At 69.9% G+C, this 26,459-nt stretch carries 26 protein-coding genes; 12 read left to right on the forward strand and 14 right to left on the reverse strand.

Annotated features, from left to right (window positions below; genetic code table 11):
• Positions 1-382 precede the first annotated feature (382 nt).
• A complete protein-coding gene (locus MRB58_RS06505; RefSeq protein WP_244780913.1) occupies positions 383-1,159 on the forward strand; it encodes a DUF4167 domain-containing protein in 777 nt (258 codons plus the stop codon).
• 131 nt (positions 1,160-1,290) lie between these two features.
• Here the strand turns inward: MRB58_RS06505 and MRB58_RS06510 are convergent, their stop codons facing one another.
• Positions 1,291-1,713, reverse strand: coding sequence for a DUF1489 family protein (locus MRB58_RS06510; protein ID WP_244780914.1), 423 nt, complete (start codon positions 1,711-1,713; stop codon positions 1,291-1,293).
• Between the two features lie 186 nt (positions 1,714-1,899).
• Here MRB58_RS06510 and MRB58_RS06515 point away from each other — a divergent pair, with 186 nt between their 5' ends.
• The 3 genes from MRB58_RS06515 to pgi are packed head-to-tail and all read left to right on the forward strand — an operon-like array spanning position 1,900 to position 5,384.
• On the forward strand, positions 1,900-2,712 hold the full coding sequence (locus tag MRB58_RS06515; protein WP_244780915.1) for a UDP-2,3-diacylglucosamine diphosphatase: 813 nt from the start codon (positions 1,900-1,902) through the stop codon (positions 2,710-2,712).
• Positions 2,713-2,731: 19 nt separating this feature from the next.
• The gene (locus MRB58_RS06520) at positions 2,732-3,757 is read left to right on the forward strand and encodes a glycosyltransferase family 1 protein (RefSeq protein ID WP_244780916.1); all 1,026 of its coding nucleotides are present in this window, start codon (positions 2,732-2,734) and stop codon (positions 3,755-3,757) included.
• Between the two features lie 13 nt (positions 3,758-3,770).
• Positions 3,771-5,384: a glucose-6-phosphate isomerase gene (gene pgi / locus MRB58_RS06525; RefSeq protein WP_256461707.1), complete on the forward strand. Its 1,614-nt coding sequence runs from the start codon at positions 3,771-3,773 to the stop codon at positions 5,382-5,384.
• Between the two features lie 6 nt (positions 5,385-5,390).
• Here pgi and MRB58_RS06530 read toward each other — a convergent pair whose 3' ends face one another.
• Positions 5,391-5,828 (reverse strand): hypothetical protein, encoded by a 438-nt coding sequence (locus MRB58_RS06530; protein ID WP_244780917.1) that lies wholly within the window; start codon positions 5,826-5,828, stop codon positions 5,391-5,393.
• A 182-nt stretch (positions 5,829-6,010) separates the two neighbouring features.
• Between MRB58_RS06530 and MRB58_RS06535 the strand changes: the two genes are divergently transcribed.
• Positions 6,011-8,305 (forward strand): xanthine dehydrogenase family protein molybdopterin-binding subunit, encoded by a 2,295-nt coding sequence (locus tag MRB58_RS06535; RefSeq protein ID WP_371747240.1) that lies wholly within the window; start codon positions 6,011-6,013, stop codon positions 8,303-8,305.
• Positions 8,306-8,360: 55 nt separating this feature from the next.
• Here the strand turns inward: MRB58_RS06535 and MRB58_RS06540 are convergent, their stop codons facing one another.
• From MRB58_RS06540 to MRB58_RS06550, 3 genes are all read right to left on the reverse strand, one after another.
• Positions 8,361-9,875 (reverse strand): OmpA family protein, encoded by a 1,515-nt coding sequence (locus tag MRB58_RS06540; RefSeq protein WP_244780918.1) that lies wholly within the window; start codon positions 9,873-9,875, stop codon positions 8,361-8,363.
• A gap of 94 nt (positions 9,876-9,969) precedes the next feature.
• Positions 9,970-11,457 carry a glycerol kinase GlpK gene (gene glpK / locus MRB58_RS06545; protein ID WP_244780919.1) on the reverse strand — a complete coding sequence of 496 codons (1,488 nt, stop codon included), beginning with the start codon at positions 11,455-11,457 and terminating at the stop codon, positions 9,970-9,972.
• A 109-nt stretch (positions 11,458-11,566) separates the two neighbouring features.
• Positions 11,567-11,923, reverse strand: coding sequence for a c-type cytochrome (locus tag MRB58_RS06550; protein ID WP_244780920.1), 357 nt, complete (start codon positions 11,921-11,923; stop codon positions 11,567-11,569).
• A gap of 78 nt (positions 11,924-12,001) precedes the next feature.
• Here MRB58_RS06550 and MRB58_RS06555 point away from each other — a divergent pair, with 78 nt between their 5' ends.
• Entirely contained in the window at positions 12,002-12,613 is a 612-nt protein-coding gene (locus tag MRB58_RS06555; RefSeq protein WP_244780921.1) for an HAD family phosphatase, read from the forward strand.
• A 122-nt stretch (positions 12,614-12,735) separates the two neighbouring features.
• The gene (gene yghX, locus MRB58_RS06560) at positions 12,736-13,647 is read left to right on the forward strand and encodes a YghX family hydrolase (protein ID WP_244780922.1); all 912 of its coding nucleotides are present in this window, start codon (positions 12,736-12,738) and stop codon (positions 13,645-13,647) included.
• A gap of 12 nt (positions 13,648-13,659) precedes the next feature.
• Here the strand turns inward: yghX and MRB58_RS06565 are convergent, their stop codons facing one another.
• Positions 13,660-14,433 (reverse strand): SOS response-associated peptidase, encoded by a 774-nt coding sequence (locus MRB58_RS06565; RefSeq protein WP_244780923.1) that lies wholly within the window; start codon positions 14,431-14,433, stop codon positions 13,660-13,662.
• A 52-nt stretch (positions 14,434-14,485) separates the two neighbouring features.
• Positions 14,486-15,136, reverse strand: coding sequence for a LysE family translocator (locus MRB58_RS06570; protein ID WP_244780924.1), 651 nt, complete (start codon positions 15,134-15,136; stop codon positions 14,486-14,488).
• A 136-nt stretch (positions 15,137-15,272) separates the two neighbouring features.
• Here MRB58_RS06570 and MRB58_RS06575 point away from each other — a divergent pair, with 136 nt between their 5' ends.
• Genes MRB58_RS06575 through MRB58_RS06585 form a run of 3 tightly spaced genes read left to right on the forward strand, consistent with a single transcriptional unit; the run spans position 15,273 to position 17,482 of the window.
• Positions 15,273-16,013 (forward strand): hypothetical protein, encoded by a 741-nt coding sequence (locus MRB58_RS06575; RefSeq protein WP_244780925.1) that lies wholly within the window; start codon positions 15,273-15,275, stop codon positions 16,011-16,013.
• Between the two features lie 9 nt (positions 16,014-16,022).
• Positions 16,023-16,856 (forward strand): folate-binding protein YgfZ, encoded by an 834-nt coding sequence (locus MRB58_RS06580; protein ID WP_244780926.1) that lies wholly within the window; start codon positions 16,023-16,025, stop codon positions 16,854-16,856.
• Positions 16,857-16,906: 50 nt separating this feature from the next.
• Positions 16,907-17,482, forward strand: coding sequence for an HD family hydrolase (locus MRB58_RS06585; protein WP_244781911.1), 576 nt, complete (start codon positions 16,907-16,909; stop codon positions 17,480-17,482).
• 81 nt (positions 17,483-17,563) lie between these two features.
• Here MRB58_RS06585 and MRB58_RS06590 read toward each other — a convergent pair whose 3' ends face one another.
• Together MRB58_RS06590 and MRB58_RS06595 are read right to left on the reverse strand one after the other, a co-directional pair.
• Positions 17,564-18,073, reverse strand: coding sequence for a hypothetical protein (locus tag MRB58_RS06590; protein ID WP_244780927.1), 510 nt, complete (start codon positions 18,071-18,073; stop codon positions 17,564-17,566).
• 99 nt (positions 18,074-18,172) lie between these two features.
• Positions 18,173-18,676 (reverse strand): MarR family winged helix-turn-helix transcriptional regulator, encoded by a 504-nt coding sequence (locus MRB58_RS06595; protein ID WP_244781912.1) that lies wholly within the window; start codon positions 18,674-18,676, stop codon positions 18,173-18,175.
• 49 nt (positions 18,677-18,725) lie between these two features.
• On the opposite strand from MRB58_RS06595, the gene MRB58_RS06600 reads away from it, so the two are divergent.
• Positions 18,726-19,190, forward strand: a complete 465-nt coding sequence (locus tag MRB58_RS06600; protein WP_244780928.1) for a PaaI family thioesterase — start codon at positions 18,726-18,728, stop codon at positions 19,188-19,190.
• A gap of 16 nt (positions 19,191-19,206) precedes the next feature.
• On the opposite strand, the gene MRB58_RS06605 is transcribed toward MRB58_RS06600, so the two are convergent.
• The 3 genes from MRB58_RS06605 to dps form a co-directional block, all read right to left on the reverse strand.
• A complete protein-coding gene (locus MRB58_RS06605) occupies positions 19,207-20,406 on the reverse strand; it encodes an MFS transporter (RefSeq protein ID WP_244780929.1) in 1,200 nt (399 codons plus the stop codon).
• A gap of 116 nt (positions 20,407-20,522) precedes the next feature.
• Positions 20,523-21,641 carry a cell wall hydrolase gene (locus MRB58_RS06610; RefSeq protein WP_244780930.1) on the reverse strand — a complete coding sequence of 373 codons (1,119 nt, stop codon included), beginning with the start codon at positions 21,639-21,641 and terminating at the stop codon, positions 20,523-20,525.
• Between the two features lie 166 nt (positions 21,642-21,807).
• The gene (gene dps / locus MRB58_RS06615) at positions 21,808-22,293 is read right to left on the reverse strand and encodes a DNA starvation/stationary phase protection protein Dps (protein ID WP_244780931.1); all 486 of its coding nucleotides are present in this window, start codon (positions 22,291-22,293) and stop codon (positions 21,808-21,810) included.
• A 356-nt stretch (positions 22,294-22,649) separates the two neighbouring features.
• Here dps and MRB58_RS06620 point away from each other — a divergent pair, with 356 nt between their 5' ends.
• Positions 22,650-24,644 (forward strand): methyl-accepting chemotaxis protein, encoded by a 1,995-nt coding sequence (locus MRB58_RS06620; RefSeq protein ID WP_244780932.1) that lies wholly within the window; start codon positions 22,650-22,652, stop codon positions 24,642-24,644.
• 18 nt (positions 24,645-24,662) lie between these two features.
• Here the strand turns inward: MRB58_RS06620 and MRB58_RS06625 are convergent, their stop codons facing one another.
• Together MRB58_RS06625 and MRB58_RS06630 are read right to left on the reverse strand one after the other, a co-directional pair.
• Complete coding sequence (locus tag MRB58_RS06625; RefSeq protein ID WP_244780933.1) at positions 24,663-25,793, reverse strand: alpha-D-ribose 1-methylphosphonate 5-triphosphate diphosphatase; 1,131 nt, start codon at positions 25,791-25,793, stop codon at positions 24,663-24,665.
• Positions 25,790-26,425, reverse strand: a complete 636-nt coding sequence (locus MRB58_RS06630) for a DUF1045 domain-containing protein (protein ID WP_244780934.1) — start codon at positions 26,423-26,425, stop codon at positions 25,790-25,792. Before MRB58_RS06630 ends, MRB58_RS06625 begins: the two co-directional genes overlap by 4 nt.
• Between the last annotated feature and the right edge of the window lie 34 nt (positions 26,426-26,459).

Here is a 26,459-nt window from a genome sequence, read left to right on the forward strand (position 1 = left end):
GCCGATCCCATAATTAAGTATTGGAAAGGCAACGGTGAGCCGCTAACGTGCCGCCGTCGGCCGAGCGGTAACCGCATCCTCGGGCACCAGCCTTAGACTGCGAACGACCCGCATCGTGTGCCTGCCCCTTCAGTGGGGCGTCGTTATCACTGACGCCATCCTGGCGACGAACAAGCCCAGGCCCGCAAGCGGGCGCCGGGCCGCGTCGTCGTTTGGACGGCCAATGTGTGGTTCGCTGCTGAGGCGGCGTTCCGAACCGAACCGGACGAGGCTGTGGATCCACCAATATTCAGGATCCGTGGCGACGCTTAGGCGGACTATACCCCTGCTTAAGCGCACGAATCCGCGTTCAACCGTATGTTCCGGATCGAGAAGCGAGCTGATGAGACCTAACAACCCGAGCAAGCGTCTTCGTGGTCGCAGCCGGAGCAAAGGCGGCGGCAATCCGCTGTCGCGCTCCTACGAGTCGAACGGCCCCGACGTTAAGATCCGGGGTTCGGCTTTGCAGGTGGCTGACAAGTACGCCCAGCTCGCGCGTGATGCGCAATCTGCGGGCGACCGTGTGATGGCGGAGAACTATTTCCAACACGCCGAACATTATTATCGGATCGTCGCCGCCGCTTACGAGCAGAGCGGCCAACAACAACCCCGCGGCGAGCGTCACGGCGACGACCGCCACGGCGACAACCGTCACCGCGGCAACGAGCAGCCGAACATCAACGGCTTCGACGGCATGGACGACGACGATGACGACGGGTCCATCCGCGTCAACGGTTCACGCTCCCACGGCCGCGACGACGAGCAAGACGAGGCGCCCGTTCGCGCCAATCACCGCAACGGCGGCTCCAACGGGGCCAACGGCTCCCACGCGGCGGCCCGTGACGATGACGACGACGCGGCCGATCCCGCCCAGGCCCCTCAGCCCGACGTGACCCCCACGCCGGCCGAGTTGGATGCATCCGCCGACGTCAAGGCCGAGGACGACGCGTCCGACGCTGACGGCGACGAAGGCGACGCCAAGGCCAAGAAGGCCGCCAAGCCGAAGACCCCGCGCCGCCGGACCACCACGCCGCGCACGCGTGCCCCGCGCACCCGGCGCACCGAGGCGTCCGCCGACGCCGCGCCGCAGCCCGCGGCCGAGACCGGCGAGAGCAACTGACGCCGCAGCGCGGGCCCCGGCCCGCGCGCCCCACCGCACCGGAGCCGGATCGCGGGCCTCACGCCCGGAGTTCCGGCTTTCGGCGTTCATGAAGGGGGCCTCCCGCCTTTGCCTGGCGGTTCGCTCGGCTGTCAGAGCAGGCAGAGTTCCAGGAGGTCGCGGCGCATCGCGGCGGGCATCGCCTCGTCCATCGCGGCGGCCGAGACGTCCACCGGCGCCTCGTCGGCCCTGAGGTAGCGCCATCCCTGGAAGGGGCGGCAGGGCCGCGGCCGCACCGCCACCACGTCCGGCGCCAGGAGGATGTGCACCCGCGCTACGCCCGACGCGTCGTTGAACGGCTCGATGCCCACCACGCGCTGGCGCGCCTGCACGCTTCCCTTGATCACCCAGTAGAGGCTGCCGTCCGCCAGCACTTCGTCGACCCGCTTGGGGGCGGTGCGCGTGGTGATTCGCATCGCCTGGCGCGAATCACTTCCCGCACGACGCTCGGCCGATTGCCGCAGCGCGTCGATGCTGGAAACGCCGACACATAGCTTGAGAAGATGCACCGTCATTCCACTGGGTTAGGCCCGGCCCCCCGGCGCCGGCAAGCTCGTCCACATGCCTGATGCCCGCTGTCCACCGCTTGTCACATTCGATCTGTTAGGCTTGTTGCGAGGCGGTAGCGCTCTGTTCATGCACCAAATAGGTATGGTAGCAGGCGCGACAGATCGATGAAGCGTGACGGCACGAGGTCGGGAATGGGATCCGAGGACGAACCTGACGTGCGCAAGTACCGCACGCTCTTCCTCTCCGACATCCACCTCGGCACCCGAGGATGCCAGGCGGAGCTGCTGCTCGACTTCCTGCGTCACCATGATGCCGAGAAGATCTACCTGGTGGGCGACATCATCGACGGATGGCGCCTGAAGAAGACCTGGTACTGGCCCCAGTCCCACAACGACGTGGTACAGAAGATCCTGCGCAAGGGCCGCAAGGGCGCCGAGATCGTCTACCTTCCCGGCAATCACGACGAGTTCCTGCGCGACTATGTCGGCACCCATTTCGGTGGGGTCGAGGTGGTCGACTCGGCGATCCACCACACCGCCGACGGGCGCAAACTTCTCATCATTCACGGCGACCAGTTCGACGTCGTCGTGCGTCATGCGAAGTGGCTCGCCTTCCTGGGCGACTGGGCCTACGTCACGACGCTGGCGATCAACACCTGGATCAACATCGTCCGCCGCAAGCTGGGGCTGACCTACTGGTCGCTGTCGGCCTGGGCGAAGTTGAAGGTGAAGAACGCGGTGTCCTTCATCGGCAAGTTCGAAGAGGCGCTCTCGTCCGAGGCGAAGCGCCGCGGCGCGGACGGCGTCGTGTGCGGCCACATCCACCATGCGACCATGCACGACATGCACGGCACGCATTACATCAACACCGGGGACTGGGTGGAGAGCTGCACCGCCGTGGGCGAGCGCGAGGACGGAACCTTCGAGCTGATCCGCTGGACGCGGCTGGCCGACCGCCATCCGACCCGCGCCGTGGCGCCGACGTCGCGCTCACAGGCGGCATGACGCAACGGAAGATTCCGCGATGACGCGCCTCGCCCTCGTGACCGACGCTTGGCACCCGCAGGTGAACGGTGTGGTCCGAACCCTCGATACGACGCGCCAGGAGCTGATCAAGCTCGGCATCGACGTCTACATGATCACGCCGTCGGACTATCGCACGGTGCCGATGCCGACCTATCCGGAGATCCGCCTCGCGGTGACGACGCCGTGGCGCGTGTCGCGCGCGATCGACGAGGTGCGGCCGGACTACGTGCATATCGCCACCGAGGGGCCGCTCGGGATGATCGCGCGGCGGTGGTGCCGCAAGAACAACATCGGCTACACCACGAGCTACCACACGCGCTTTCCCGAATATGTGCGAGCCCGCGCGCCGATCCCGATGTCGTGGTCCTACGCCTTCGTGCGCTCGTTCCACAACGCGGGCGTCGGCTGCATGGTCTCCAACACGACGCTGGAGCGCGAGCTGGCGGCCTGGGGCTTCCAGCGCCTGGTGCGCTGGGTGCGCGGGGTCGACACCGTGACGTTCAATCCCGACGTGCCGCCCGCGCTGCCGGACCTTCCGAAGCCCGTCTTCCTCTACGTCGGCCGGGTCGCGGTGGAGAAGAACATCGGCGCCTTCCTCGACCTCGACCTTCCCGGCACCAAGCTCGTGGTGGGCGACGGCCCGGCGCTGCCGACGTTGAAGGCGAAGTATCCGGACGCAGTCTTCACCGGCAACCGCGTTGGCGAGGAGCTGACGGCGCACTACACCTCCGCCGACGTCTTCGTCTTCCCCAGCATGACCGACACGTGGGGCCTCGTGCAGATGGAGGCGCTCGCCTGCGGCGTCCCCGTCGCCGCGTTCCCGACGATGGGCCCGCTCGACGTCATCGCCGATTCGGGAACCGGGGCGCTGGACTGGGACTTGAGACAGGCGTGCCTCGACGCGTTGTCGATCCCGCGCGACCGCTGCCGATCGTATGCCGAACAGTTCTCCTGGGAATCCAGCGTCAAGCAGTTCTGGGAGAACCTGCAACGGGCGAACGGCATCGAAATCGCCGCCAACTAACGGAGCGAACCTCATGCCCGGCCCCACGTTCGACGCTCTTTGCACCCACAAGAAGAGCCTCGACGGGTTCCATCTGCGCGACGCCTTCTCCGCCGATCCCGGCCGCGCCGCCCGCTTCGCGCTGACCGAGGGCGACCTCCTCCTCGACTATTCCAAGAACATCGTCACCGACGAGACGATGGCACTCCTCGTCGAGCGCGCCCGCGCGGCCGGCCTCGAGGCCAAGCGCGACGCGATGTTCGCCGGCGAGCCGATCAACCTGACCGAGGGCCGCGCCGTCCTCCACGTGGCGCTGCGCGGCGAGGGGCCGTTCGCCATCGACGGGCGCGACGTGTCGGCCGACGTCGCGGAGGTGCTGGACCGCGTCACCGCGTTCGCCGACGGGGTCCGCTCCAACGCGATCGTCGCCGCCGACGGCCAGCCGTTCACCGACGTCGTCAACATCGGCATCGGCGGCTCGGACCTCGGCCCGCGGATGGTGGTGCGCGCGCTGTCGCCCTACCGCGACGGCGGGCCCGACGTGCACTTCGTCGCCAACGTCGACGGAGCCGACATCGCCGACACGCTCGCCCGGCTCGACCCGGCGCGCACCCTCTTCCTCATCGCCTCGAAGACATTCACCACACAGGAGACGATGACCAACGCCGCGACCGCGCGTCAATGGATCGTCGACGGCGTGGGCGAGGCGGCGGTCGGCGACCACTTCGCCGCGATCTCCACCGCGCTCGACAAGGTGGCCAAGTTCGGCATCTCCGAGGACCGCGTCTTCGGGTTCTGGGACTGGGTCGGCGGGCGCTACTCGGTCTGGTCGGCGATCGGCCTGTCGGTCGCGATCGCCATCGGCGGCGCCGGCTTTCGCGCCTTCCTCGCCGGCGGCGCGGCGGCGGACGAGCATTTCCGCACCCGGCCGCTCGCCGAGAACATCCCCGTCGTCATGGGGCTGCTGGGCGACTGGTACCGCACCTTCTTCGGCTACGGCGCCTACGCCATCCTTCCCTACGACCAGCGCCTCGTCGAGTTCGCGGCCCACCTCCAGCAGGTGGACATGGAATCGAACGGCAAGCGGGTCCACCGCGACGGTTCGCCGGTCGCCGAGCCGACCGGGCCGGTGATCTTCGGCGAGCCCGGCACCAACGGGCAGCACGCCTTCTACCAGCTCCTCCACCAGGGCACCGACCCGGTCCCGGTGGACATCCTCGTCGCCGCCAAACCGCACGAGGCGCTGTCGGACCATCACGCCAAGCTCGTCGCCAACGCGCTGGCGCAAACGCAGGCGCTGATGCGCGGCCGCACCCTCGAGGAGGCGCGCGAGCAGCTCCTCGCCAAGGGGATGGACGCGGCCGAGGCGGACCGCCTGGCGCCGCACCGCGTCTTCCCCGGCAACCGCCCGTCCAACACGCTGGCCTACCAGGCGCTCGACCCGTTCACCCTCGGCCGGCTCCTCGCCTTCTACGAGCACAAGGTGTTCGTGCAGGGCGCGCTGTGGGACATCAACTCGTTCGACCAATGGGGCGTGGAGCTCGGCAAGGAGCTCGCCGGGGTGCTGCTGCCGGCCATCAAGGGCGAGACCAGCCCCGACCTCGACGGCTCGACCGCGCAGCTCCTCGCCCACCTGCGGGGCGCGTGAGCGGCCTCAGAGTTCGATCTTTTGCACCGAGGAATCGGCGAGGAAGTGGTGGATCGTGTTGAGCCACAGGACGTACTTCACGACCCCGTCGGCGTCGCGCTGCACCAGCCAGTCCTCGCCGACGACGCAGCGCAGCGGCGGCTGCTTTTCGTCCTTGAAGTGCCCCTCCCAGTAGAAGGTGCCGATCGCGCGGGCCCGGTCCGGCGCCTCGCCGAGCGGCGTCACCACGAAATCGCCCAGCCGCAGCACCTGACGGCGAAACTGGGTGTGGTAGGCGCCATGCTCATCCAGCGTCATCGACAGGCCCTGGTGCTGCACGTAGATGCGCGGCTCCGGGTGAAGGAACATCGCCTTGCGTTCGGCGATGCCGCCGCCATCCTCGCGGCGCAGCGTATCGCACCACCGCTCGCCCAGCGCGAGCACCTCGTCGAGCGTGATTGCCACGGCCCCTCCTCCCACAAACATCCATGCATCGACCGCCTTGTGTCCGACTCGGCCACGCGCTTCAAGGTCATGGCAAATCGCCGGGGGCGGCGCACTTTGATGACCGAGCCGGTGGCGCAGCGTCGGTGCTTCGACTAACGTGCCACCACAACAATCGGAGGACCCCGATGAACGATATGACGATGGCTAAGTTCGGAATGGGCGCGTCGGCTCAACGCGTTGAAGACCAGGCGCTCATCACCGGCCATGGTCAGTACACGGCGGACGTGACGCCCGAGGGCACGCTCTATGCAGTGGTGCTGCGCTCGCCGATCGCCGCGGGGTCGTTCAAGATCAACGATATCGAAGCCGCCAAGGCCGCGCCCGGCGTCCACCTCGTGATGACCTATGCCGATATCGGCGAACCGCTTGCCCCGCTTCCCTGCCGGGCCGCCTACAAGCAGGAAGACGGCACGCCGACGCAGGTCTACCCCCGCTACTCGCTGGCGAAGGACGAGGTGCGCCACATCGGCGACCCCGTGGCGATGATCGTGGCCGACAGTGTCGCCGCCGCCAACGACGCCGCCGAGCTGATCGACATCGACTGGAACCAGACCGACAGCGTGACCGACGCGGCGGCCGCGCTGGAAGACGGCGCCCCGCTGGTGTGGCCCGCGCACGGCTCCAACCTCGCCTTCCGCTACGGCGTCGGCAACCGGGAAGGCACCGAGGAGGCGTTCGCCAAGGCGACCAGGTTCGCCAAGCTCGACCTCCACAACAACCGCCTCGTCACCAACTACATGGAGACGCGCGGCGCGCTGGGGCAGTACGACGCCACCACCGGCCGCTACACGCTGACCGCCGGCACCCAGGGTGGCCACGGCATGCGCGGCGTCCTCGCCGAAATCCTGAAGACCGACGAGGCCAATATCCGCGTCGTCACGCCCGACGTCGGCGGCGGCTTCGGCACCAAGATCTTCGTCTATCCCGAGTACCCGGCCGTCATGCACGCCGCCAAGATGCTCGGCCGTCCGGTGAAGTGGATCTGCGGCCGCTCCGAGGCCTTCATGTCCGACAGCCAGGGCCGCGACAACGTCACCACCGCGGAAGTGGCGATGGACGACACCGGCCGCTTCCTGGCGCTGCGGGTCGACCTCAAGGCCAACATGGGCGGCTACCTCGCCCAGTTCGCGCCGCACATTCCGTTCGTCGGCTCGTCGATGGCGCCGGGCGTCTACGCCTTCCCGGTGATGTACGTTGCCGTGAAGGGCGTCTACACCAACACCGTGCCGACCGACGCCTACCGCGGCGCCGGGCGCCCCGAGGCCGCCTACACCATCGAGCGCCTCGTCGAAGAGGCGGCGCATGTGATGAGCCTTTCGCCGGAGGAGATCCGCCGGCGCAACTTCATCAAGCCCGAAGAGATGCCCTTCAAGACCGCCGCCGGCCGCACCTACGACACCGGCGAGTTCGACGGACACATGTCCCGCGCGATGGAGGTCATCGACTGGGACGGCTTCGACGAGCGCAAGGCCGAGAGCACGGCGCGCGGCGCGATCCGCGGCATCGGCATGGCGACCTACATCGAGGCGTGCGCCTTCCCCGGCTCCGAGCGCGCCGAGATCGAGCTGGCGCCCGACGGCAAGATGACGCTGATGATCGGCACCCAGACCAACGGTCAGGGCCACGCCACCTCCTACACGCAGATCATCGCCGACCGCCTGGGCGTCGCCCCGGAGAACATCACCGTCATCCAGGGCGACACGGACCGGGTGAAGACCGGCGGCGGCACAGGCGGCTCGCGCTCGATCCCGCTGGGTCTTCCGTCGGTGGACGTCGCGTCGGTGGAGATGTCGACCAAGCTGAAGGAACTCGCGTCCGACAAGCTGGAGGCCTCCGCCGACGACCTCGAGTTCTCGGGCGGGTCGGTCCGCATCGTCGGTACCGACCGCTCGGTGACGTTCGCGGAGCTGGCCGAGTCGGCCGGCGGCCTCACCTCCGAGGGCCGCGTGCAGCAGGACGAGCCGACCTTCCCCAACGGCTCGCACATCTGCGAGCTCGAGATCGACAAGGCGACCGGCAAGGTGGCCATCCTGCGCTACGTCATCGTCGACGACTTCGGTGCCACGGTGAACCCGATGCTGCTGCAGGGTCAGGTCCACGGCGGTATCGTCCAGGGCATCGGCCAGGCCCTCTACGAGCGCACCGTCTACGACGAGGACGGCCAGCTCCTGTCGGCCTCGCTGCTCGATTATTGCGTGCCGCGCGCCGACGACGTACCGTTCTTCCACTTCGAGACGCGCAACGTGCCGTCCAAGCACAATGCGATGGGCATCAAGGGCGCGGGCGAGGCCGGCACCATCGGCGCCGCCCCGGCGGTGATGAACGCCATCTGCAACGCGCTGTGGACGAACTGCGGCGTCTCGCACGTGGACATGCCGGCGACGCCGGACGTCCTGTGGCGCATCATCAGCCAGGCGTCGGCCAAGGCGGCCTGAGCCGGGCCACGACCGGCGCGGACGACCTCCGCCCGCGCCACCCTCCCCGCCCCGATCAGCGCAACGCGGTCGGGGCGATGGCGGCCACGGCGGCTCCCTCGGTCAGCAGCGGCGTGATCCGGCGGACGGTGACGCGGCGGTTGCGGCGGTCCGGCTCGTCGGTCTCCACCTTCAGCGCCTCCTCGCCGTACCCGTGGGTGACGAAGTTCTCCGGCGGAATGTCGAACGCCTCGGTCAGCAGGCGGGCCACGGCCTCGGCGCGCTCATCGCTCAGCTTCATGTTTTCGATCGGGTGGCCCTGCGCGTCCGTGTGCCCCTCGATCAGGAAGACCTCGCGCGGATCGGCCGCCACCGCCGCGGCGATCGACGCGCCCACCAGCTCCAGCACCGCCAGTTCGTCGGTCGACAGGGTCGCCGAGTTCGTCTCGAAGGTGATCGTATCGACATCGATCGCCGGCATCATGCCGCGCAGCGCAGGGTCGGTGAGGATCTGGTTCAGCGTGAAGGCGCGGCGCAGGTTGCCGCTGGGCTCGGCGGTCGCGGCGCGGTAGAGCGCGTCGAGGGAGGAGACCGCGGCGTCGACCTCCCCGGCGGGGACCGCGTCGAACGCGTCGGCGGCGATGGCGGTGTCGGCCGAGGCGTCCTGCGCCAGCCAGATCGGCAGGTTGTTGAAGAACATCGTCTCCGCGCCGTCCGCGTCCACCCGCGAGCGGCGGATGGGGACGCCGTTGGCGTCGCGCAGGGTGCGCACCGTGCTGCCGTCGCGCCGCGCGACGACGCTCTCGCTCCAGCCGTTGTCGTACGCGAATTCGCGAACGGCGGCGGCCTTCCAGTGGAAGCGCCGGCTCTCGCGCCGGTTGGCGACCAAGGTGTTGCGCCCGTCCGTTCCGGCGAAGATCGAGAAACGCTCGTCCTGGTCCACCAGATCGCCCCAGCGCAGCATGCCGAGCGGGCCGAGTGCGCCCTCGCGGCCCGGGGCGTTCGTGGTGATGCGGGCGGCGGCGCGGCTCTCCCACAGCCGCTGGTTCTCTTCGCGCGCCAACCGGGCGGCCTGCGCACCGGGAGCGGGCGGGAGACGGTCGAGATATTGGGCGAGCGCGGTCCTGGCCGGGCGCTGCTTGGCGGCGAGGCGTTGCGCCCGGCGCTGCTCGCCCCCGTCCACCGTCGCCTCTCCGACGAGACGGCGCCCGCCGAAGCCCCGCCCCGCGCGTGGCGTGCCGGCGCCGCCGAACGGCCCGGCGCTCAGCCCGCCGGGCGCCGGTCCGGTCGCCCCGTCGATTGCGCCCTCGGCCCGCCATGGCTCGGTGCCGCCGCCGTCCTTGCGCAGCGCCTCGAGGCGTGCGCGGCGCCGTTCCTCCTGCTCGCGGCCGCGCGCATGACGCAGCCGGTCGAGCTCCCGCTTGCGCGCCTCGACAGCGGCACGCCCGGTCGCCTTCTCCTCCGCCCCGAACTGCACCGCGCTGATGCCCGCGCCCGCCGACGGCGCCGCGAGGCGTGCCGGCGCCCCGGCCAGCGCGGCGAGCGGAAACGCGAGGAGCGCGAGGGCGAGAGCGAGGGTCGGAGCGTGCACGGGTGGGACCTCGTCGGTGTCGACACCGGCCTATCCCACCATCACAGCCTTTCGGCACGCTGTGCCCGCCGGGCCGGCGGGCGGTGGCGCCGCCTCAGCGCAACGTGGTCAGCGTGCGCGCCACCGCGTCGTTCCACAGGCCGATGAGGCGCGAGCGCTCCGCCTCGGCCATCTGCGGCTCGAACCGCCGGTCGCGGTGCCAGCCGGCGGCGAAGCCCTCGGCGCCGGGCCACACGCCGGCGTGCATCCCCGCCAGCCACGCCGCCCCCAGCGCCGTCGTCTCGTTGATCGACGGCCGGTCGACCGGCGCGCCGAGCACATCCGCCAGCCGCTGCATCGCCCAATCCGACGCGACCATCCCACCGTCGACCCGCAGCACCGTGTCACGTGCGCCGGCCCAGTCGCGATGCATGGCGTGGATGAGGTCGTGCGTCTGCAACGCGACGCTCTCCAGCGCCGCCTTGGCGAGCTCGGCCGGGCCGGTGGAGCGGGTGATGCCGAAGATCGCCCCGCGCGCGTCGGCGTCCCAATGCGGCGCGCCGAGGCCGACGAAGGCCGGCACCATCACCACGTCCTGGTTCGGATCGGCGTTGGGCGCCAGCTCGCCGGACTGCGCCGCATGCTCGATGATGCCGAGCCCGTCACGCAGCCACTGCACCGCCGCCCCCGCGACGAAGATCGCCCCCTCCAGCGCGTAGGTGGTGACCCCGTCCAGGCGGTAGGCCACCGTCGTCAGCAGGCGGTTCTTGGAGACGACGCGGTCGGTCCCGGTGTTGATGAGGGCGAAGCAGCCGGTGCCGTAGGTACTCTTCACCATGCCCGGCTCGAAGCAGGCGTTGCCCAGAACCGCCGCCTGCTGGTCCCCCGCGACGCCGTAGACCGGGACGGCCGCGCCGAAGAGGGCCGGGTGCGTGGTGCCGTAGTCGGCCGCGTTGTCCTTCACCTGTGCCAGCATCGCGCGCGGCACGCCCAGGATCCGGCACAGATCGTCGTCCCACTCCCCCTTGCCGATGTCGTAGAGCAGCGTGCGGGACGCGTTGGTCACGTCGGTCGCGAAGACACCGGTGAGGCGGGCGACGAGGAAGGTGTCGATCGTGCCGAACACCACCTCGCCCGCCTCCGCCCGTGCGCGCAGGCCGTCCACGTTGTCCAGGATCCAGGCCAGCTTGGTGCCGGAGAAATAGGGGTCGAGGAGCAGGCCGGTCTTCTCGGCGATTGTCGGCTCCAGCCCCTCCTCGCGCAGTTCGGCGCACCGGGCGGCGGTGCGGCGGTCCTGCCACACGATGGCGCGGTGCACCGGCTTGCCGGTCGCCCGCTCCCACACGGCGACCGTCTCGCGCTGGTTGGTGATGCCGATGGCGGCGATCTGCGAGGCTTCGAGCTTGGCCTCGGCGAGTGCGGCCCCGATGGTGGCGAGCGTCGTCGCCCAGATCTCCTCCAGGTCGTGCTCGACCCAGCCGGACCGGGGGAAATATTGCTTAAACTCCTGCTGGCCGACGCCGATGATCTCGCGGTCGGCGGAGAAGACGATCGCGCGCGTGGAGGTGGTGCCCTGGTCGATGGCGAGGATGGGGGCGGTCATGTCGATTCTTGTTTGTTGGCCCTTGGTCGGCGCAGGCTGGGCCGAACTTGAACCGCGTGTCAAACGCGCATCGACGAAACCGCCGCTCCGCCCCCTCGCGCGCCCCCCCTCACCGAGGAGGCGGGAGAGAGCGCATGTAGGCCTCCAGCGCGGCGAGATCCGCGGCGGCCAGCGGGAACTGCGGCATGACCGGATGCGGCGCGACGAGGACGCGTGCCAGATGCGCCGCGTCGAGGCCGGGCGAGGCGGCGAGTGTGGCGAAGGACGGCGCGTCGGCGAGCGCGGCGGCTTGACCGGCCGCACCGATGGCGTGGCAGCGCGCGCACCACGTCTCGGCCAGCGTCCGGCCGTGGGCGACGCGCGGCGCCTCGGCCGGCATCGCCGCGCGCTCCTGCGCGACGCCGCCCGCCGTGGGACCCAGTAGCGCGGCGGCACAGATTGCCGCCCGAAGCGATCGTGTGACCATGGCCCCCTCCCCATTTGCCGCCGAGCATGGCATGGCACCGACGCACGTCCTTTGATTTGCGTCAGCCTGGGTGGGGCCATGAGCGAGATCCGACACATCGTCTTCGACATCGGCCGCGTGCTCCTGGCCTGGGACCCCGAGCGCCCCTATCGCACGCTGATCCCCGACGCGGCCCGCCGGCGCTGGTTCCTCGACACCGTCACCACCTCGGCCTGGAACGCGGAGCAGGACCGCGGCCGCCCGTGGGCCGAGGCCGAAGCGCTCCTCATCGCCGACTACCCCGAGGAAGAGGCCCTCATCCGCGCCTTCCGCACGCACTGGGCCGCGATGACCCCGCACCTCCTTGCGCAGACGCCGCAGATCATGGAGGGCCTCGTCGAGGCCGGGCACGACGTGACCATGCTGACCAACTTCGCGCCCGACACCTTCCAGGAGGCGCTGGCACGGTTTCCGGTGCTGCGGCGCCCGCGCGGGGTCACGGTCTCGGGCGAGGTGGGGCTCATCAAGCCGGACCCGGCGATCTACGCCCTCCACGCCGCGCGCTTCGGGCTCGACCCGGCGGCGACGATCTTCTTCGACGATTCGCCCGACAATATCGCGGCGGCCGCCGCGGCCGGCTGGCGGGCCCACCTCTTCACCACGCCGGAGCGCATGCGGGCCGACTTCGCCGCCAGCGGCATCGCGGTCTGATCCGGCGCGTCCGGTCCGGGCGGCCGCCGCAGCTGTTCACATCCGCGTGAAGCGGCAATCAGCCCGATAGTCACGCGCCGACCACTCCGACACCCTCCTCGCAACATGCAGGAGGACGCCAGATGCAAGCCAAGGCACCGCCCGAAACGGCCGCACGCAAGACGGCCAAGGACTTCCCCCAAGAGCTGCTCGACCTCTACGACTACTATGCCCACGGCAAGCTGACGAAGCGCGAGTTCCTCGACCGCGCCGCCAAGTACGCCGTCGGCGGCGTGACGGCGGCGATGCTGCTGCGGCAACTCTCGCCCGACTACGCCCTCGCCCAGCGGGTCGCCGAGGACGACCCGTCGATCACCGCCGAGTGGGTCACCTACCCGTCACCCAACGGCCACGGCGAGATCAAGGCCTACCTCGTCACGCCGGCGGACTTTGCGGCCCCCGGCCCGGCGGTCCTGGTGATCCACGAGAACCGCGGCCTCAACCCCTATATCCAGGACGTCGCCCGGCGGATGGCCAAGGCCGGCTTCCTGACGCTCGCGCCCGACGGGCTGACGCCGAAAGGCGGCTATCCCGGCAGCGACGACGCCGGCCGCACGTTGCAGGCCGAGATGGACACCGAGAAGCTGATGAACGACTTCTTCGCCGCGTTCGAGTACCTGAACGGGCGGGACGACACGACGAAGGTCGGCGCGGTCGGCTTCTGCTACGGCGGCGGAGTCGTGAACGCCATCGCGGTCGCCTACCCCGAGCTGGCGGCGGGCGTCCCCTTCTACGGCCGCCAACCCGCGCCCGAGCAGGTGAGCGAGATCGAAGCGCCGCTCCTCATCCAGTACGCCGCGCTGGACGAGCGCATCAACGCCGGCTGGCCCGCCTACCAGGAGGCGCTGGACGCCGCCGGGGCCGACTACACGATGGAAATGTACGAAGGCGTCAACCACGGCTTCCACAACGACACCACGCCCCGGTACGACGCCGAGGCGGCCAAGCTCGCCGAAGATCGCACCATCGCCTTCTTCAAGGAGCATCTGAGCTAGGCGCGGGGCGCATCACAGCAGGCGCGGCTGGTCGTCCTCGCTCGCGGCGGCGGCCTTGCGGCGCGGCTCGGCACCCGGCTCGGCGGCGCCGAGGGTCGGCCCCTCCGTCTCGCGCACCGGCTCGGGCGGGCGCTCGGGATCGGGCTCCAGAAGCCCGATGCCCTCGTTGCGCGCGTTGCCGAGGCGGGTGGAGACGGGGCGGGCCGTGTAAGTGCCCCGGTCGGTCCAGACCAGGGCTCGCGCGGCGTCGTCGTTGGCCGGGTCCAGCCATTCGGCGGTGTGCTCGGCCGCCACCGTCAGGGGCATGCGCGCGTGGTAGTCGGCCGCGATCCCCGTCGCCTCGGTGGTGAGGATCGCCGCCGTGTCGACTTCCTCGCCGTTCGGTCCCATCCAGGTCTCGTAGATGCCGGCGAGCGCGATCGGCTGCCCCGCCTCGAAGAGGTAGGGCACCTTGCGCCCGTCCTCGCGCTTCCACTCGTAGTAGCCGGTGGCCGGCAACAGCACGCGGCGGCGCCGCAGCGCATTGCGGAAGGCGGGCTTCTCGGGCGCGGTCTCGGCGCGGGCGTTGATGAGGAGCGGAAACTTCGCCGGGTCCTTCACCCAGGACGGCATGAAGCCCCACTTCATGAGCGTCAGCTCGCGGCCGTGCGGGCCGGCGCGCACGACGTGCACCGGCTGCGTCGGCGCGATGTTGTAGCGGGGCGGGAAGGCCTCGACCTCGTTGACGACCGCGAAGAGTTGTCGCACCGCCTCCACCGGGAGCGTCAGATTGTAGCGCCCACACATTGCGCGGGGTCCTCCGTGCCTGCGGCCGGCCTGCGCGGGACCCGCCTCGGCCTCAGATGACGTTGAAGTAGGTCACCGACAAGCGGCCCAGGATGAGCGCGCCGAAGCCCACCAGCAGTGCCCCCGCGACCACGTTGACCTTGGCGAGGGTGGATTCGTTGAGATGGAAGCGCAACCGGGTGACGACGGCGGCGAGGCCGCACCACCAGCCGATCGTCCCCATGGCGACGCCGATCAGGAGCTGCGCGGTGCCGACGATGTCGCCCTTGTCCGGCCCCCACTCGCCCAGCGCGCCGAAATAGGCGAGAAAGCCGAAGATCGTCGCCGGATTCCACAGGGTGAGAAAAAAGGTGGTGACAGCGGTCCCGAAGGCGCCCTTTTGCTTCGCCTCCATCGGCAGAGGCTGCCCAAAGCCCGGCTGACGCCATAGAATACGCGCACCGAACAGCACCACGAGGACGCCGCCGACCAGCTGGATGATCCGCGAATGCCCCTCGACGAACGCCGACACAGTCGATACCCCGAACACGGCCGCGGTGGCGAAGATGAGGTCGGCCAGGGACGCACCGACCCCCGCCGCGAGCCCGATCGGGAAGCCGTAGCGAAAGGCACGCTGCATGATCATGACGTTGACGGGACCCACCGGAGCCGTCACGAACACGCCCCCGAGGATGCCGAGCGCAATAAAGGCGAGTGGGGTCAAACCGAACGGCCCGTCACAGCGTGTGTCCTTGTCTCATGACGAGTTGAAATGGGTCGCCACCGCGCGAGGTCGACCCGGCGATGGAAGGAGCGGAGGGCATATGGCCCAGTGCGCATTCGGCGGGTTCGGCCGAGTGATGGCGACGGCGGTCGCGGTTCTCGCCGGTTCCGTGCTCGGTTCGGCGGTCGCATACGGCTATGCGCCCCAAGCCGTCGATCCCGATCCGCCGGTGCAGATGGAGCTTCACGCCAACATCGGCCCGATGCGCCCGACGAGCGGCGAAAAAGGCAGCCTGCCCAGTCGCCTCAAACCGGCGGTGAGCAAGCCAGACACGGTGGAGGACGGCGTAGAGGAAGACCCGCATTCGGCCCCCGACGAAGCAATCCTCATGCCACCGCCCGCCCGTGCAGGCATCGGTGACGTGGTGTGGGACGCGGCCGCGCTGCCCGCCGCCGTCGCCCGGACGCGCGCGGCGTTGATCGAAGCCGCCCGCACCGGCGACGTGGAGGCCCTGCGGCCGCTCTTCGAGGGGCAGACCCTGCCGCCGATCGTGTCGTCCATGGTACCGGTCAAGGACCCCGTCGATTTCCTGCGCAACCAGTCCGGCGATCCGGAAGGCCGCGAGATTCTCGCCATCCTGACCGAAATCCTGGAGGCCGGCTACGTCTACATCGAGGGCGACGGGACATATGTGTGGCCCTACTTCGCCGAGGTGCCCCTCGCAGAGATGGATGCGCCGCACTACGTCGACCTCTATCGCATTCTGACTTCGCTCGACGTGGAGGAGATGGAGCGGATGGGCCGCTACACCTTCTTCCGCGTCGGGATCGGCAACGACGGACGCCTGCGCTACTTCACGGCGGGCGATGTGGACTGAGGGACAATCGTGGCCATCGCATTGAACGAACGCACCGTCGTGATGGTGGGCGGTGAGGATCGGCTGACTTTCCTCGACGGGTTGGTGACCTGCAGCACCAAGACGCTGGCCCCCGGCGCGCTCGCCTACGGCGCGCTGCTGACCCCTCAGGGCAAGATCCTGACCGACCTCTTCGTCCACACCCGCGACGACCACCTCTTCCTCGACCTGCCGGCGAGCGCCGCGGCCGACATCGTGCGCCGCCTGACGATGTACAAGCTGCGCGCCGCCGTCACCCTGGAGACGACCGACGCGGCCGTGATCCTCGGCGAAGGGCCGCCGGACCCGCGCGCCGTGACCGTGTCCGTGGCCTTGGATGGTGCCGTGGACGGGTTCGACGTCGGCGGCCGCTCCATCGGCGTCGGCACGCCGGGCGACGCCGCGCCCTACCATGCCGCGCGGATCGCCGCCGGCATCCCCGACGCGGTGCTCGACTTCGAGCTGGGCGACGCCTTCCCGCATGACGCCAACATGGACATCACCGGCGCGGTGGACTTCCAGAAGGGCTGTTTCGTCGGCCAGGAGGTGGTCTCGCGCATGCGCCATCGCGGCACCGCGCGGCGTCGTACGGTGCGGGTTTCGGCCGACGCGCCACTGCCCGAGACCGGCGCCCCGGTGACCGCGAACGGCCGCGTCATCGGCCGCCTGGGGACGACCGTGGGCGCGGCGGGCCTCGCCGTGGTGCGGATCGACCGGGTCAAGGGCGAGGTGAAGGCGGGAGACGTCACGGTGCGTCTGGCGCCGCCCCCCGGGGCGACGTTCGCGCTGGCCGGCGAGGAGGCGAGCGAAGGGGCCGGCGCTTGAGCGCAGGAGCGCGGGCGCGCGCCAAGCCGCAGCCGCGGGTGTGGCAGCGCATGCTGTCCGGCCGGCGCCTGAACCTCCTCGATCCCTCCCCGCTCGATATCGAGATCCGCGACATCGCCCACGGGCTCGCCCGCGTCGCGCGCTGGAACGGCCAGACGCTGGGCGAGCATCCCTACTCCGTGGCGCAACATTCGCTGCTGGTGGACCGCATCGTGGAACTGACGGGCGAGGCGAGTGCGACCGACCAGCTCGCCGCGTTGCTGCACGACGCGCCGGAGTACGTCATCGGCGACATGATCTCGCCGTTCAAGTCGGTCATCGGTGAGGCGTACAAGTCGGTGGAGGCGCGGATCGAGCACGCGGTGCACCTGCGCTTCGCGATCCCGTACGACGCCAGCGGTCGCTGCAAGCGCCTCATCAAGGCGGCCGACCTGATCGCCGCCTACCACGAGGCGGTGGCGCTGGCCGGCTTCGCCCCGGCGGAGGCGCGCCGCTTCTTCGGCGCCCCGGCGATCTCCGCCGACGCGTTGGACGACTACCTCGTCGCCTGGTCCACCCGCACGGCGGAGGACGCCTACCTCAGTCGCTTCACCGAGTTGGAAAGCCGCTGCGGCGCGGCCGCGTAGCCGAGGCGCCCCAGCGTCTCCGATCGAAGGAACGGCGCCCGGCGGCACGAGACCGGCCGGGCACCGAAGTCTGACCTCGCCTCAGTTGCGGGAGACGTCCAACGGCGGCCTGAAGGCCACCAGCTGCGTCGCGCGGACCCGGCGGAGGATCGCCCGGCGGCGGGTCTGGTTGGCGCCCATCCGGCCGAGGATGGTCGACAGTCGGTTGCGCACCTGCAGCGCTTCCTGCGGCGTGTCGACACCTGCGCCGAGGCCGAAGAGGTTGCTGGAGATGTATCCGCTCTCACCCGCCGGCAGCGTGCGAAGATACGAGAAGATGTTCAGGTCCGGCTGGATCACGACGTCCCGCGGGGTGTTGAAGGACCGGGTGATCACCTTGAGATAAGCGTCGAACGATTTCTCGCCGAGACGCGTCATGCGCCGGCCGATGCCGGCGATCAGTGCGTACGGACTCGGGTCCGGCTGGGAATCAAAATTGGCGAGATCGCTACGAATGCTCGCCACCGCGGCGCGAATACGCGTATCGTTTTGCGCATGCACGGGGGACGAGATGGCGGCCAGAACCGCCAGCAGCAGCAGCTTCTTAAACATTAGGGAAGGGTAGCTCCATCGATCAGCGGGCGGACCGTCCCATAGGAAAGATCCAAACGCAACCCGATCGACCGGCATTCGTGCGCCGGCCGGGGTCGTTCAGCACTCCGGTATGGCGGTGCGGCAAGGACTGTCCGACTCGGCGGCATGCTCGAGGTCGGCCAGGAGCTGGTGCAGCGTCGCGAGACGCTCCGCCCCATAGCGGGCGACGAGCATCTCTTCCGTTTCACGCCAGGAGCGGCGTGCGGCGGCGGCGGTCTCGCGCCCGTGCTCGGTGAGGCTGAGGCGGCGCTCGCGGCGGTCGTCTCCGGGCGAGGCGGCGACCAGCTCGGCCTGGCGCATGCGCTCGACCGTGCGCGAGAGGGTCGTCCGGTCGGTGCCGACGCGCTCGGCGAGGGCGGACAGCGTCAGCGGTTCCTCGCGGCTGAGGGCTGACAGGACCGCGTAGGTGACGATCGAGACGCCGTTCTCCGCCAGCGCGCCATCGTACATCGTGGTGATCTGGCGGGCGATGCGGCGCAAGCGCAGGCACGTGCAGGGAAGCGACTTGGTTCCCCGCTCGGATGAGGCCTCCACGGCGATATGGATCGGCTTTTCGGTCATCACAATCCTATACTCGTGCGCCGGGCCGCTCTCGACAAGAGGAGACACGATGCAAGATCAAGGCAAAATGAACAGCGGACCGAGCGGGTTGGAGCAAATTCGCGCCATTCTGGCCGATCCGGCGCTCGCACCCTCGATGGCGCGCACCCTTAACTTTGCGTTAGTCGAGGTGGAGCCGGACCGCGTCGTCTTCCGCGGCACGCCCACGGCCGACTTTCTGAACCCCCTCGGCGTGGTCCACGGCGGTTGGGCGGCGGCCATCCTCGATTCGGCGCTCGGGGTGGCGACGCACGTCACGCTGGCGCCGGGCGAGCTCTTCACCACGCTGGAGCTCAAGGTCAACCTCACGCGGGCGATCCGCCCGGACGGGCCGGCCCTCAGTGCCACGGGCCGCTGCATCACCCGCGGCCGGCGCGTCGCCGTCACCGAGGCGACGCTGACCGACGAGGCCGGCAAGGTCTACGCGCACGGCACGTCGACCTGCATGATCATGCCGCCGGGCAGCACGCTCTGACCCCCGGCGGCCGACCTTACGCAGCCGCGCCGGCGAGGCGCGGCGACGGGGCGTCGCGGATCGGCAGGTGCACCACCGTCGCGAACAGGCCGAGCGCGATGCCGATGTACCACAGCATGTCGTACGAGCCGGTCTGGGCGTAGATCAGCCCGCCCAACCATACGCCCAGGAACGAGCCCACCTGGTGCGACAGGAACACCACCCCGAACAGCGTCGCCATGTAGCGCGGGCCGAACATCACCGCCACGAGGCCGGACGTCAGCGGCACGGTCGAGAGCCACAGGAGCCCCATCGCCGAGGAGAAGACGATGACGCTGAGCCCCGACACCGGCACCATCACGAAGGCGAAGATCGCCACCGAGCGCAGGAAATAGAGGATCGCCAGCGAGTAGGACTTCGAGTAGCGCTGGCCGATGGCGCCCGCCGCCAGCGAGCCGATTACGTTGAAGAGGCCGATGAGCGCGATCGCGGTGCCGCCGATGCTGGACCCGAGGCCGAGGTCGATCAGGTAGGACGGCATGTGGGCGATGATGAACGCCACATGGAAGCCGCAGACAAAGAAGCCGAACACCAGGAGAATATAGCTGCGATAGGCGAACGCCTCCGACAGCGCGGCGCGGAGCGACTGCTGCGGCCCGGTCAGGTCGGGCGCAGCCTTGCCCTGGAGCGGGATGGCGAACACCAGGACCAGCAGCGCGATCGCCGCGAAGGCCAGCATGGCGATTTCCCAACCGAAGAAGTTGAGGAACACCGCCGCCAGCGGGCCGAACAGGAACATGCCGAACGAGCCGGCCGCGGTGCCGACGCCGAACGCCAGCGAACGTTGCGCGGGCGACACGATCCGCCCGAACGCCGAGATCACCAGCGTGAACGAGCAGGCCGACATCGCCAGCCCCAGCACCAGGCCGAACATGATCGTCACGGCGAGCGCCGATTCCATGTAGACGGTGCCGGCCAGCGCTGCGGCGTACATCACGCCCCCCGCCGCGAGGACGCGGGTGGTGCCGTAGCGATCCGCCAGGGCGCCGGCGATCGGCTGGCCGATGCCCCACAGGAGGTTCTGCAGCGCGAAGGCGAACGCGAACGTCTCCCGGCCCCACTCGCGTGCGGCGGAAATGTCGGTCTGGAAGAGACCGAAGGCGGACCGCTCGCCCAGCGAGATCATGGCGATCCCCGACCCGCAGGCCAGGACAAGGGGGAGCGAAAAACGAGACATCCGTCGAACCTCCGGTGGTCGACGGACCGCATACTCCCCGTTAGGTGCTAGTGCAAGCAATTATCCGCACCGACCATGGTGCGCAGAACGATCGCCCGCGCGCGGGCGGGGCCGGCTCAGGTCCAGCCGCCGTTGCGCGTCATGTAGAACGTGTGGTGGTCGATCGTCTTCACCGCGCGCATCAGGTTGGCCCAGCTGGGGCTGACACTGTCGGCGTGGTAGTGCGTGGCGGCGCCGATCTCGGGGTGCCACGTCTCGCCGCGGGCGTAGCGGCCGGCGATATCCTCGGCAATCGCCCACGCTTCCGGGTCGCGCACGACGTCTTTGATGCGGTCGCAGGCGAAGGTGAACTGACAGCGGTTGTACCAGCGCCGATTCTGGTAGACGACACCGCACACGTCGTCGGGGTAGGTCGGGTTCTTGACGCGGTTGACCACCACCTGGGCCACCGCCTCCTGCCCCGCCATTCCCTCGCCCCGCGCCTCGAAGTAGACCGCCTCGGCCAGGCACTTCAGCGACTTGTCGCTGGTGATGGTCGAGGGCAGCGGCCGGTCCGACCACCAGTGGTCGAGGCCGTTGCCGGAGAGGCCCGGCGTCAGCCCCGCCGCCGTCGCCGCCCCCGCCTTGGGGTCCTGGAAGAGCAGCGCGAACGGCGTTTCGATCGTTACCCGCTCGGGCATGTAGGCCGAGTACATGGAGGTGAGGGCCGCCTCGGCGAGGCGCGAGGAGGTGCGCGCCGGGCGCTGCTTGGCGGCCGGCACCGGGTCCGCCTTGCGCGGCCGCACGAATGCGACGCGCGGGAAGGTCTCGGGACTGGCCGCGGCGAGCAGGCTGTCGACCGGGGCGACGGCGCGCGTCCCACCGCCGGGCGCGGGCGCGTTGAGGCTGTCGCCCTTGCGCGCCTCGGCCGCGGCGAGCGTGGAGGGAAGCGCGGCCACCGTGCCGTCGGCGAACGCCACGTGCGGCGAGAGCGCGACGCCCGGGTCGGCCGCCTGCAGCGCCGGCGCCCAGGACGGGCGCCCCTCGGTCAGCAGCGCGGTCAGACCCTGATCGCCGACCGTCGCCCCCATCGCCACCAGCACCGTCGCCGAGAGCGCAGCCGTGCGCGCGATCCAGCCGCCGGTGCGCAGAAGGAACCGTCCCGGCCGACGCCGGGGCGCGGGGCCGGGGATGAAGATGGGGCGCGACCCGGGTACGACCCGGGCACTGCCTTGCGGGAGATCGGTGAGACGCAACCGCGGACACTCCAACCAAGCCGATGCTTACAATGCATCCGACTTCTTTGTGCGGGCATTGAGGTTGCCGTAACGTAAAGCGGGCCCGACGCATTGCGCCGAGCCCGTTCATCCTCGCCGGCGGCCGAGCCGGCCGCAGCGGTTCCCCTCGCTCGCGGCGGGGCGGTCAGCCCACGGGCTTGTGCGCCTCGATGAACCAGCGCGCGCGGTCGGCGGCACGGCTGATCTCGGTGAACAGATCGGCCGTCCCCTCGTCCCCCGCCTCGCTGGCTTCCTCGATGGCTTTGCGCACGTTGGCGGCGTAGGCGGCCAGCGATTTCGTCACGGCGGCGACGTGGTCCTCGATCGTCACGGCATCGAGCGGGTACTTCGGCAGCCGCGAGGTCTGCGCCGAAACGTCGACCGTGCCTTCGGCCTGGCCGCCCAGCACGGCGATGCGCTCGGCGGTGAGGTCGACCTTGTCCTCGACCTGCTCGTGCAGCGTGTCGAGCAGCTCGTGCAGGCCGATGAAGTTGGGGCCACGCAAGGTCCAGTGCGCCTGCTTCAGGTGGTACACGAGGTCGATCCCATCGGCGAGGTTCGCCTGCAGAAGGCCGACCATCGCCTTGCGGGTCTGGTCGTTGAGGTCGATCGTGGTCGGAATCTTCTTCATCATCGTCTCCTCTGCGGACGGCGGGCCGGCGCGGCACGCCCCGGCGGCGTCGCGTCACCGGCCAGCATCCGGGCATTCGTCGAATGGCCGCCCATAGATTAGAAAAGCTCTAAACCAAGGCGGATGCGCGGCCGGACGCCGGCGCACCGCGCCACGCCGTACAGGGCGAGAACGGTAATCTTCGCGTTTGGTTTCATTCCCCGCGCCGCGCATCGCGCGAATAACGCGGCCGCGCCGGGAGGTGCCGGCATGCGGCACGGCTTCGGCCCAGGAACGGTTGCTACTTCCAGGCGGAGGCATCCAGTCAATGGTGAGTGCATCCTATGCGGCTCGGCACGCGAATCACACTCGTTGCGATGGTCCCCCTGATCGGGCTGACAACGCTCTGCGGCTGGATCCTCAGCGAACAGAGCCGCAAGTGGAGCAGTGCGATCGACGCCGAGATCCGCCTCGAAAGTGCGCCGATCTTCAGCGTCCTCGCCCACGAGTTGCAGAAGGAACGCGGTCTCTCCGCCGGTTTCATCGGTGCCGGCGGCGGTGAGTTCAGCCCACTCGTCAAGGAGCAGTGGCGCCAGACCGACGCGGCGCAGGCGGCCCTCGTCGCCGCTCTCGACGACAGCGCTCTCATCGGCGCGATGGCCGAGCAGGCGAACACCGCCGTCGCCGCCCTCGCCGCCCTCCCCCGCATGCGCGACCAGGTGACCACCCTCTCGACGACCATCGCCGACATGTCCGCCGCCTACACCGCGACGATCAACGAGTTGCTCACCACGGCCAGCATGGTCGCCTACGGGGTGGACGACCTCGAGACCAGCCGCAGCGCGTACTTCTACGTCGCGATCATGCGCGCCAAGGAGCAGGCCGGGCTGGAGCGTGCGGCGGGCGCCGCGGGCTTCGGCAAGGGATACTTCCCCGCCCCGATCTACCGGCGCTTCGTCCAGCTCGGCGCCGAGCAGGCCGCCATCTTCAACTTCGCCCTCACCCAGGGCACCGCTGCGCAGGGGCAGATCCTGTCCGAAGCACTCGACAGCCCGGTCTCCGCGCGGGTGGAGGCGCTGCGCGAGATCGCCAACGACAGCATCACCACCGGCAGTCTGGACGGCGTCACCGGCCCCCAATGGTTCGCCGCCTCCACCGAGCGGATCGACCTCTTGAAGACGGTCGAGAACCGCGCCGCCGAATCGTTGATCCAGCACGCCATGGCCCACACCGCCGCGGTGCGCACCGAGTTCATTCTGGTCGCCGCCGGCAACGCGGTGATGGCGATCATCTGCATCCTGATCTCGATCATCAACGTGCGCCGCCTGAAGCGGCCGATCGCCCGGATCGTGTCGCACATCGGTCAGGTCAGCGAGGGCATCACCGACCTGACGATCGAGGAGGCCGACCGGACCGACGAGATCGGCGACATCGGCCGGGCGCTGGAACTGATGCGTCAGAGCGAGGTGGAGCGTAAAGACCTGGTCGCCAAGGAGCACGCCCGCCACCTCGAGGACGAAGCCCGCGCGCATCGGGTGGAGGAGACCATCAACGAGTTCCAGAGCCGCGCCCAGCGCACCCTCGCCGACCTCGACGACATGAGCCACGCGCTGGCCTCGGTGGCCGAGAACCTCGCCAACACCGCCGACCATACGGCCCGCGATTCCACCGAGGCGAAGACCTCCTCCGACTCGGCCGCCCGCGCCGTGCAGGGCGTCGCCGCGGCGATCGAACAGCTCTACAGCTCGTTCGACGAGATCTCATCCAAGGTCGGCGCCTCGCAGAAGGCGACCGACGAGGCCGCCAGCGTCGTCCACGACACGTCCTCGCGCGTGACCGGGCTCGCCAGCGCCGCGGAGGCGATCAACAACGTCGCCACGATGATCGCCGACATCGCCGAGCAGACCAACCTCTTGGCGCTGAACGCGACCATCGAGGCGGAACGGGCGGGGCCGGCGGGCCGCGGCTTCGCCGTCGTCGCCCACGAGGTGAAGGCACTCGCCAACCAGACCGCCGCCGCCACCAACGAGATCGCCAAGCAGATCGACGACATTCAGAAGGAGACCAAGACCGCCATCCAGGGCATCGACGACATTCTGTCGCGCTTCGACTCGCTGCGCTCGGCCGCGCTGGGGATCTCGTCGGTGATGGCGCAGCAGAGCGCCGCGACGCGCGACATCGGCGCCGGCGTGAAGGCGGCGTCGACGGGATCGTCCACCGCCTCGGACTCGGTGCGCGGGGTGGTCTGCGCCGCGGAGAAGACTTCCGCCGACGCGCACGACGTGCAACATACCGCCACCCGCATGAGCGACGTGACGAGCCAGCTGCGGACCGTATTCTCGCAGTTCCTCACCGAGGTGCGCGCCGCCTGACGCGCGCCCCCGGCCCGTTCACACGACCCGTCGCCCCTCGCGCCACACCCCGCGTACCACCGGCACTTCGCCGGGCGCGCGGCGCCGCACGCGGACCATGTCGGCCCGCAAACCCTCCCGGAGGCGGCCGCGGTCGGCCATCTCCAGCGCGAGGGCGGGATTGGCGGTCACAGTCGCCATCGCCGCCGGCAGCGTCCACCCTTCCCGGTCGGACAGCACGAACACCGCCTGCAGCATCGAGAACGGCACATAGTCGGACGACAGGATGTCCAGCATGCCCATGTCCGCCAGTTCGCCGGCCGACACGTTGCCCGAATGCGAGCCGCCGCGGACCATGTTCGGACCACCCATCAGGATCTGCATGTCCGCCTCGCGCGAGGCGGCGGCGGCCTCCACCGTGGTCGGGAACTCCGCCAGCGTGACCCCGTCGCGGATCGCCTCCTCGACGTGTGCCAGCGTCGCGTCGTCGTGGCTGGCGATAATCACCCCGCGCGACTTCGCCCGGTCCGCCAACGCCCGTCGGTTGCGGTCCGACCATATGGCCGCCCGCGCACGCCGCTCGGCCTGGAAGACCTCGAACTCGGCGTCGTTCATCCCGCTCTTGCCCTGGAAATAGACCTTGTAGGCCTCCAGCGAGCGGAACTGGCGCTGCCCCGGCGTGTGGTCCATCAACGAGATCAGCCGCACCTTGGCGACGTCGTCGAACAACTCGAACCCGTCGACCGCCATCTCGTCCGACACCTCGCAGCGCAGGTGGAAATGGTGCTCGGCGCGCAACCGCCCCTCCTCCTCCGCCGCGACGATCGCGTCGGCGAACTCACGCGAGTCCTGCGACGTGATGTTGGCGTCCGCGTCGAGCCCCACGCGCAGCGCGTCGAGTACGGTGGTGATGCCGGACGCGGCGATCTGCGCGTCGTGCGCCTGGATCGCCGCCGTCATGTTCCAGCGCACCTTCGGGCGCGGGGCGATGTGGGTCTCCAGGTGGTCGGTGTGCAGCTCGATCAGGCCGGGGACGATGACATCGCCCTCGCAGTCCTCGCCGCGCGCATGGCCCTCGCCGATCGCGGCGATGCGTCCGTCCTCCATCACGATGTGGCCGCGGATCACCTCGTCCGGCAGCACCAGGGTCGCGTTCGTCAATGTCGTCAATGGGCTGGGTCCGGCTTGTCGTCGTCGACGGCATCCTGCGTCGCGATCACGGTAAAGGGTCGCCCAGGCTCGTCCTCGCGGTAGACGGCGTGGATCAGCGGATGCGGCGCTCCGTCGAGCGGGCCGAAATGCGCGCGCGCCGCGGCGGTGACCTCGGTCAGGCCGCCCGCGTCGAGCGGGCCCGACAGGGTCATGTGGAAGACGTAGCGGTCCATCACGTAGGGGTAGCCCCAGCGGTTGAGAAGCTCCAATTCGCGCCCGTCGAGCCGGTCCACCTGCCGCCGCGCGCGTTCCGCGTCCGACAGTGGAGCGCGCATCCGGTCGAACGCCTCCATCGTCGCCCGCGCCGCCTTGTCGATCGCACGGTCGGCGGAGCGGAAGGCCAGGAAGCGCGACAGCGGCGCGATGGAGAGCACCGGTCGCAGAGGCGGGCGCGCCGCCGCGAACTGCGCAAAATGCCTCAGCAGATCCCGCTCGGTGGTCCCGTGCGCCAGGCGGAAGGGGGCGCGCAAGGTCGCATGGAACCCATAGCGCGCCGGCACCTCGGGCAGGGCCACGGCGGGCGCGGCGGCGACGGTCTCACCGGGGCGAAACGGGGAACGACCGAGCCACGCGGCGGCGGCTTCGGCCAACGGCGACCCTCGCGGTGGGGTCAGGTACACGGCG

It is taken from the genome of Acuticoccus sp. I52.16.1 (assembly GCF_022865125.1).
GTDB lineage: Bacteria > Pseudomonadota > Alphaproteobacteria > Rhizobiales > Amorphaceae > Acuticoccus.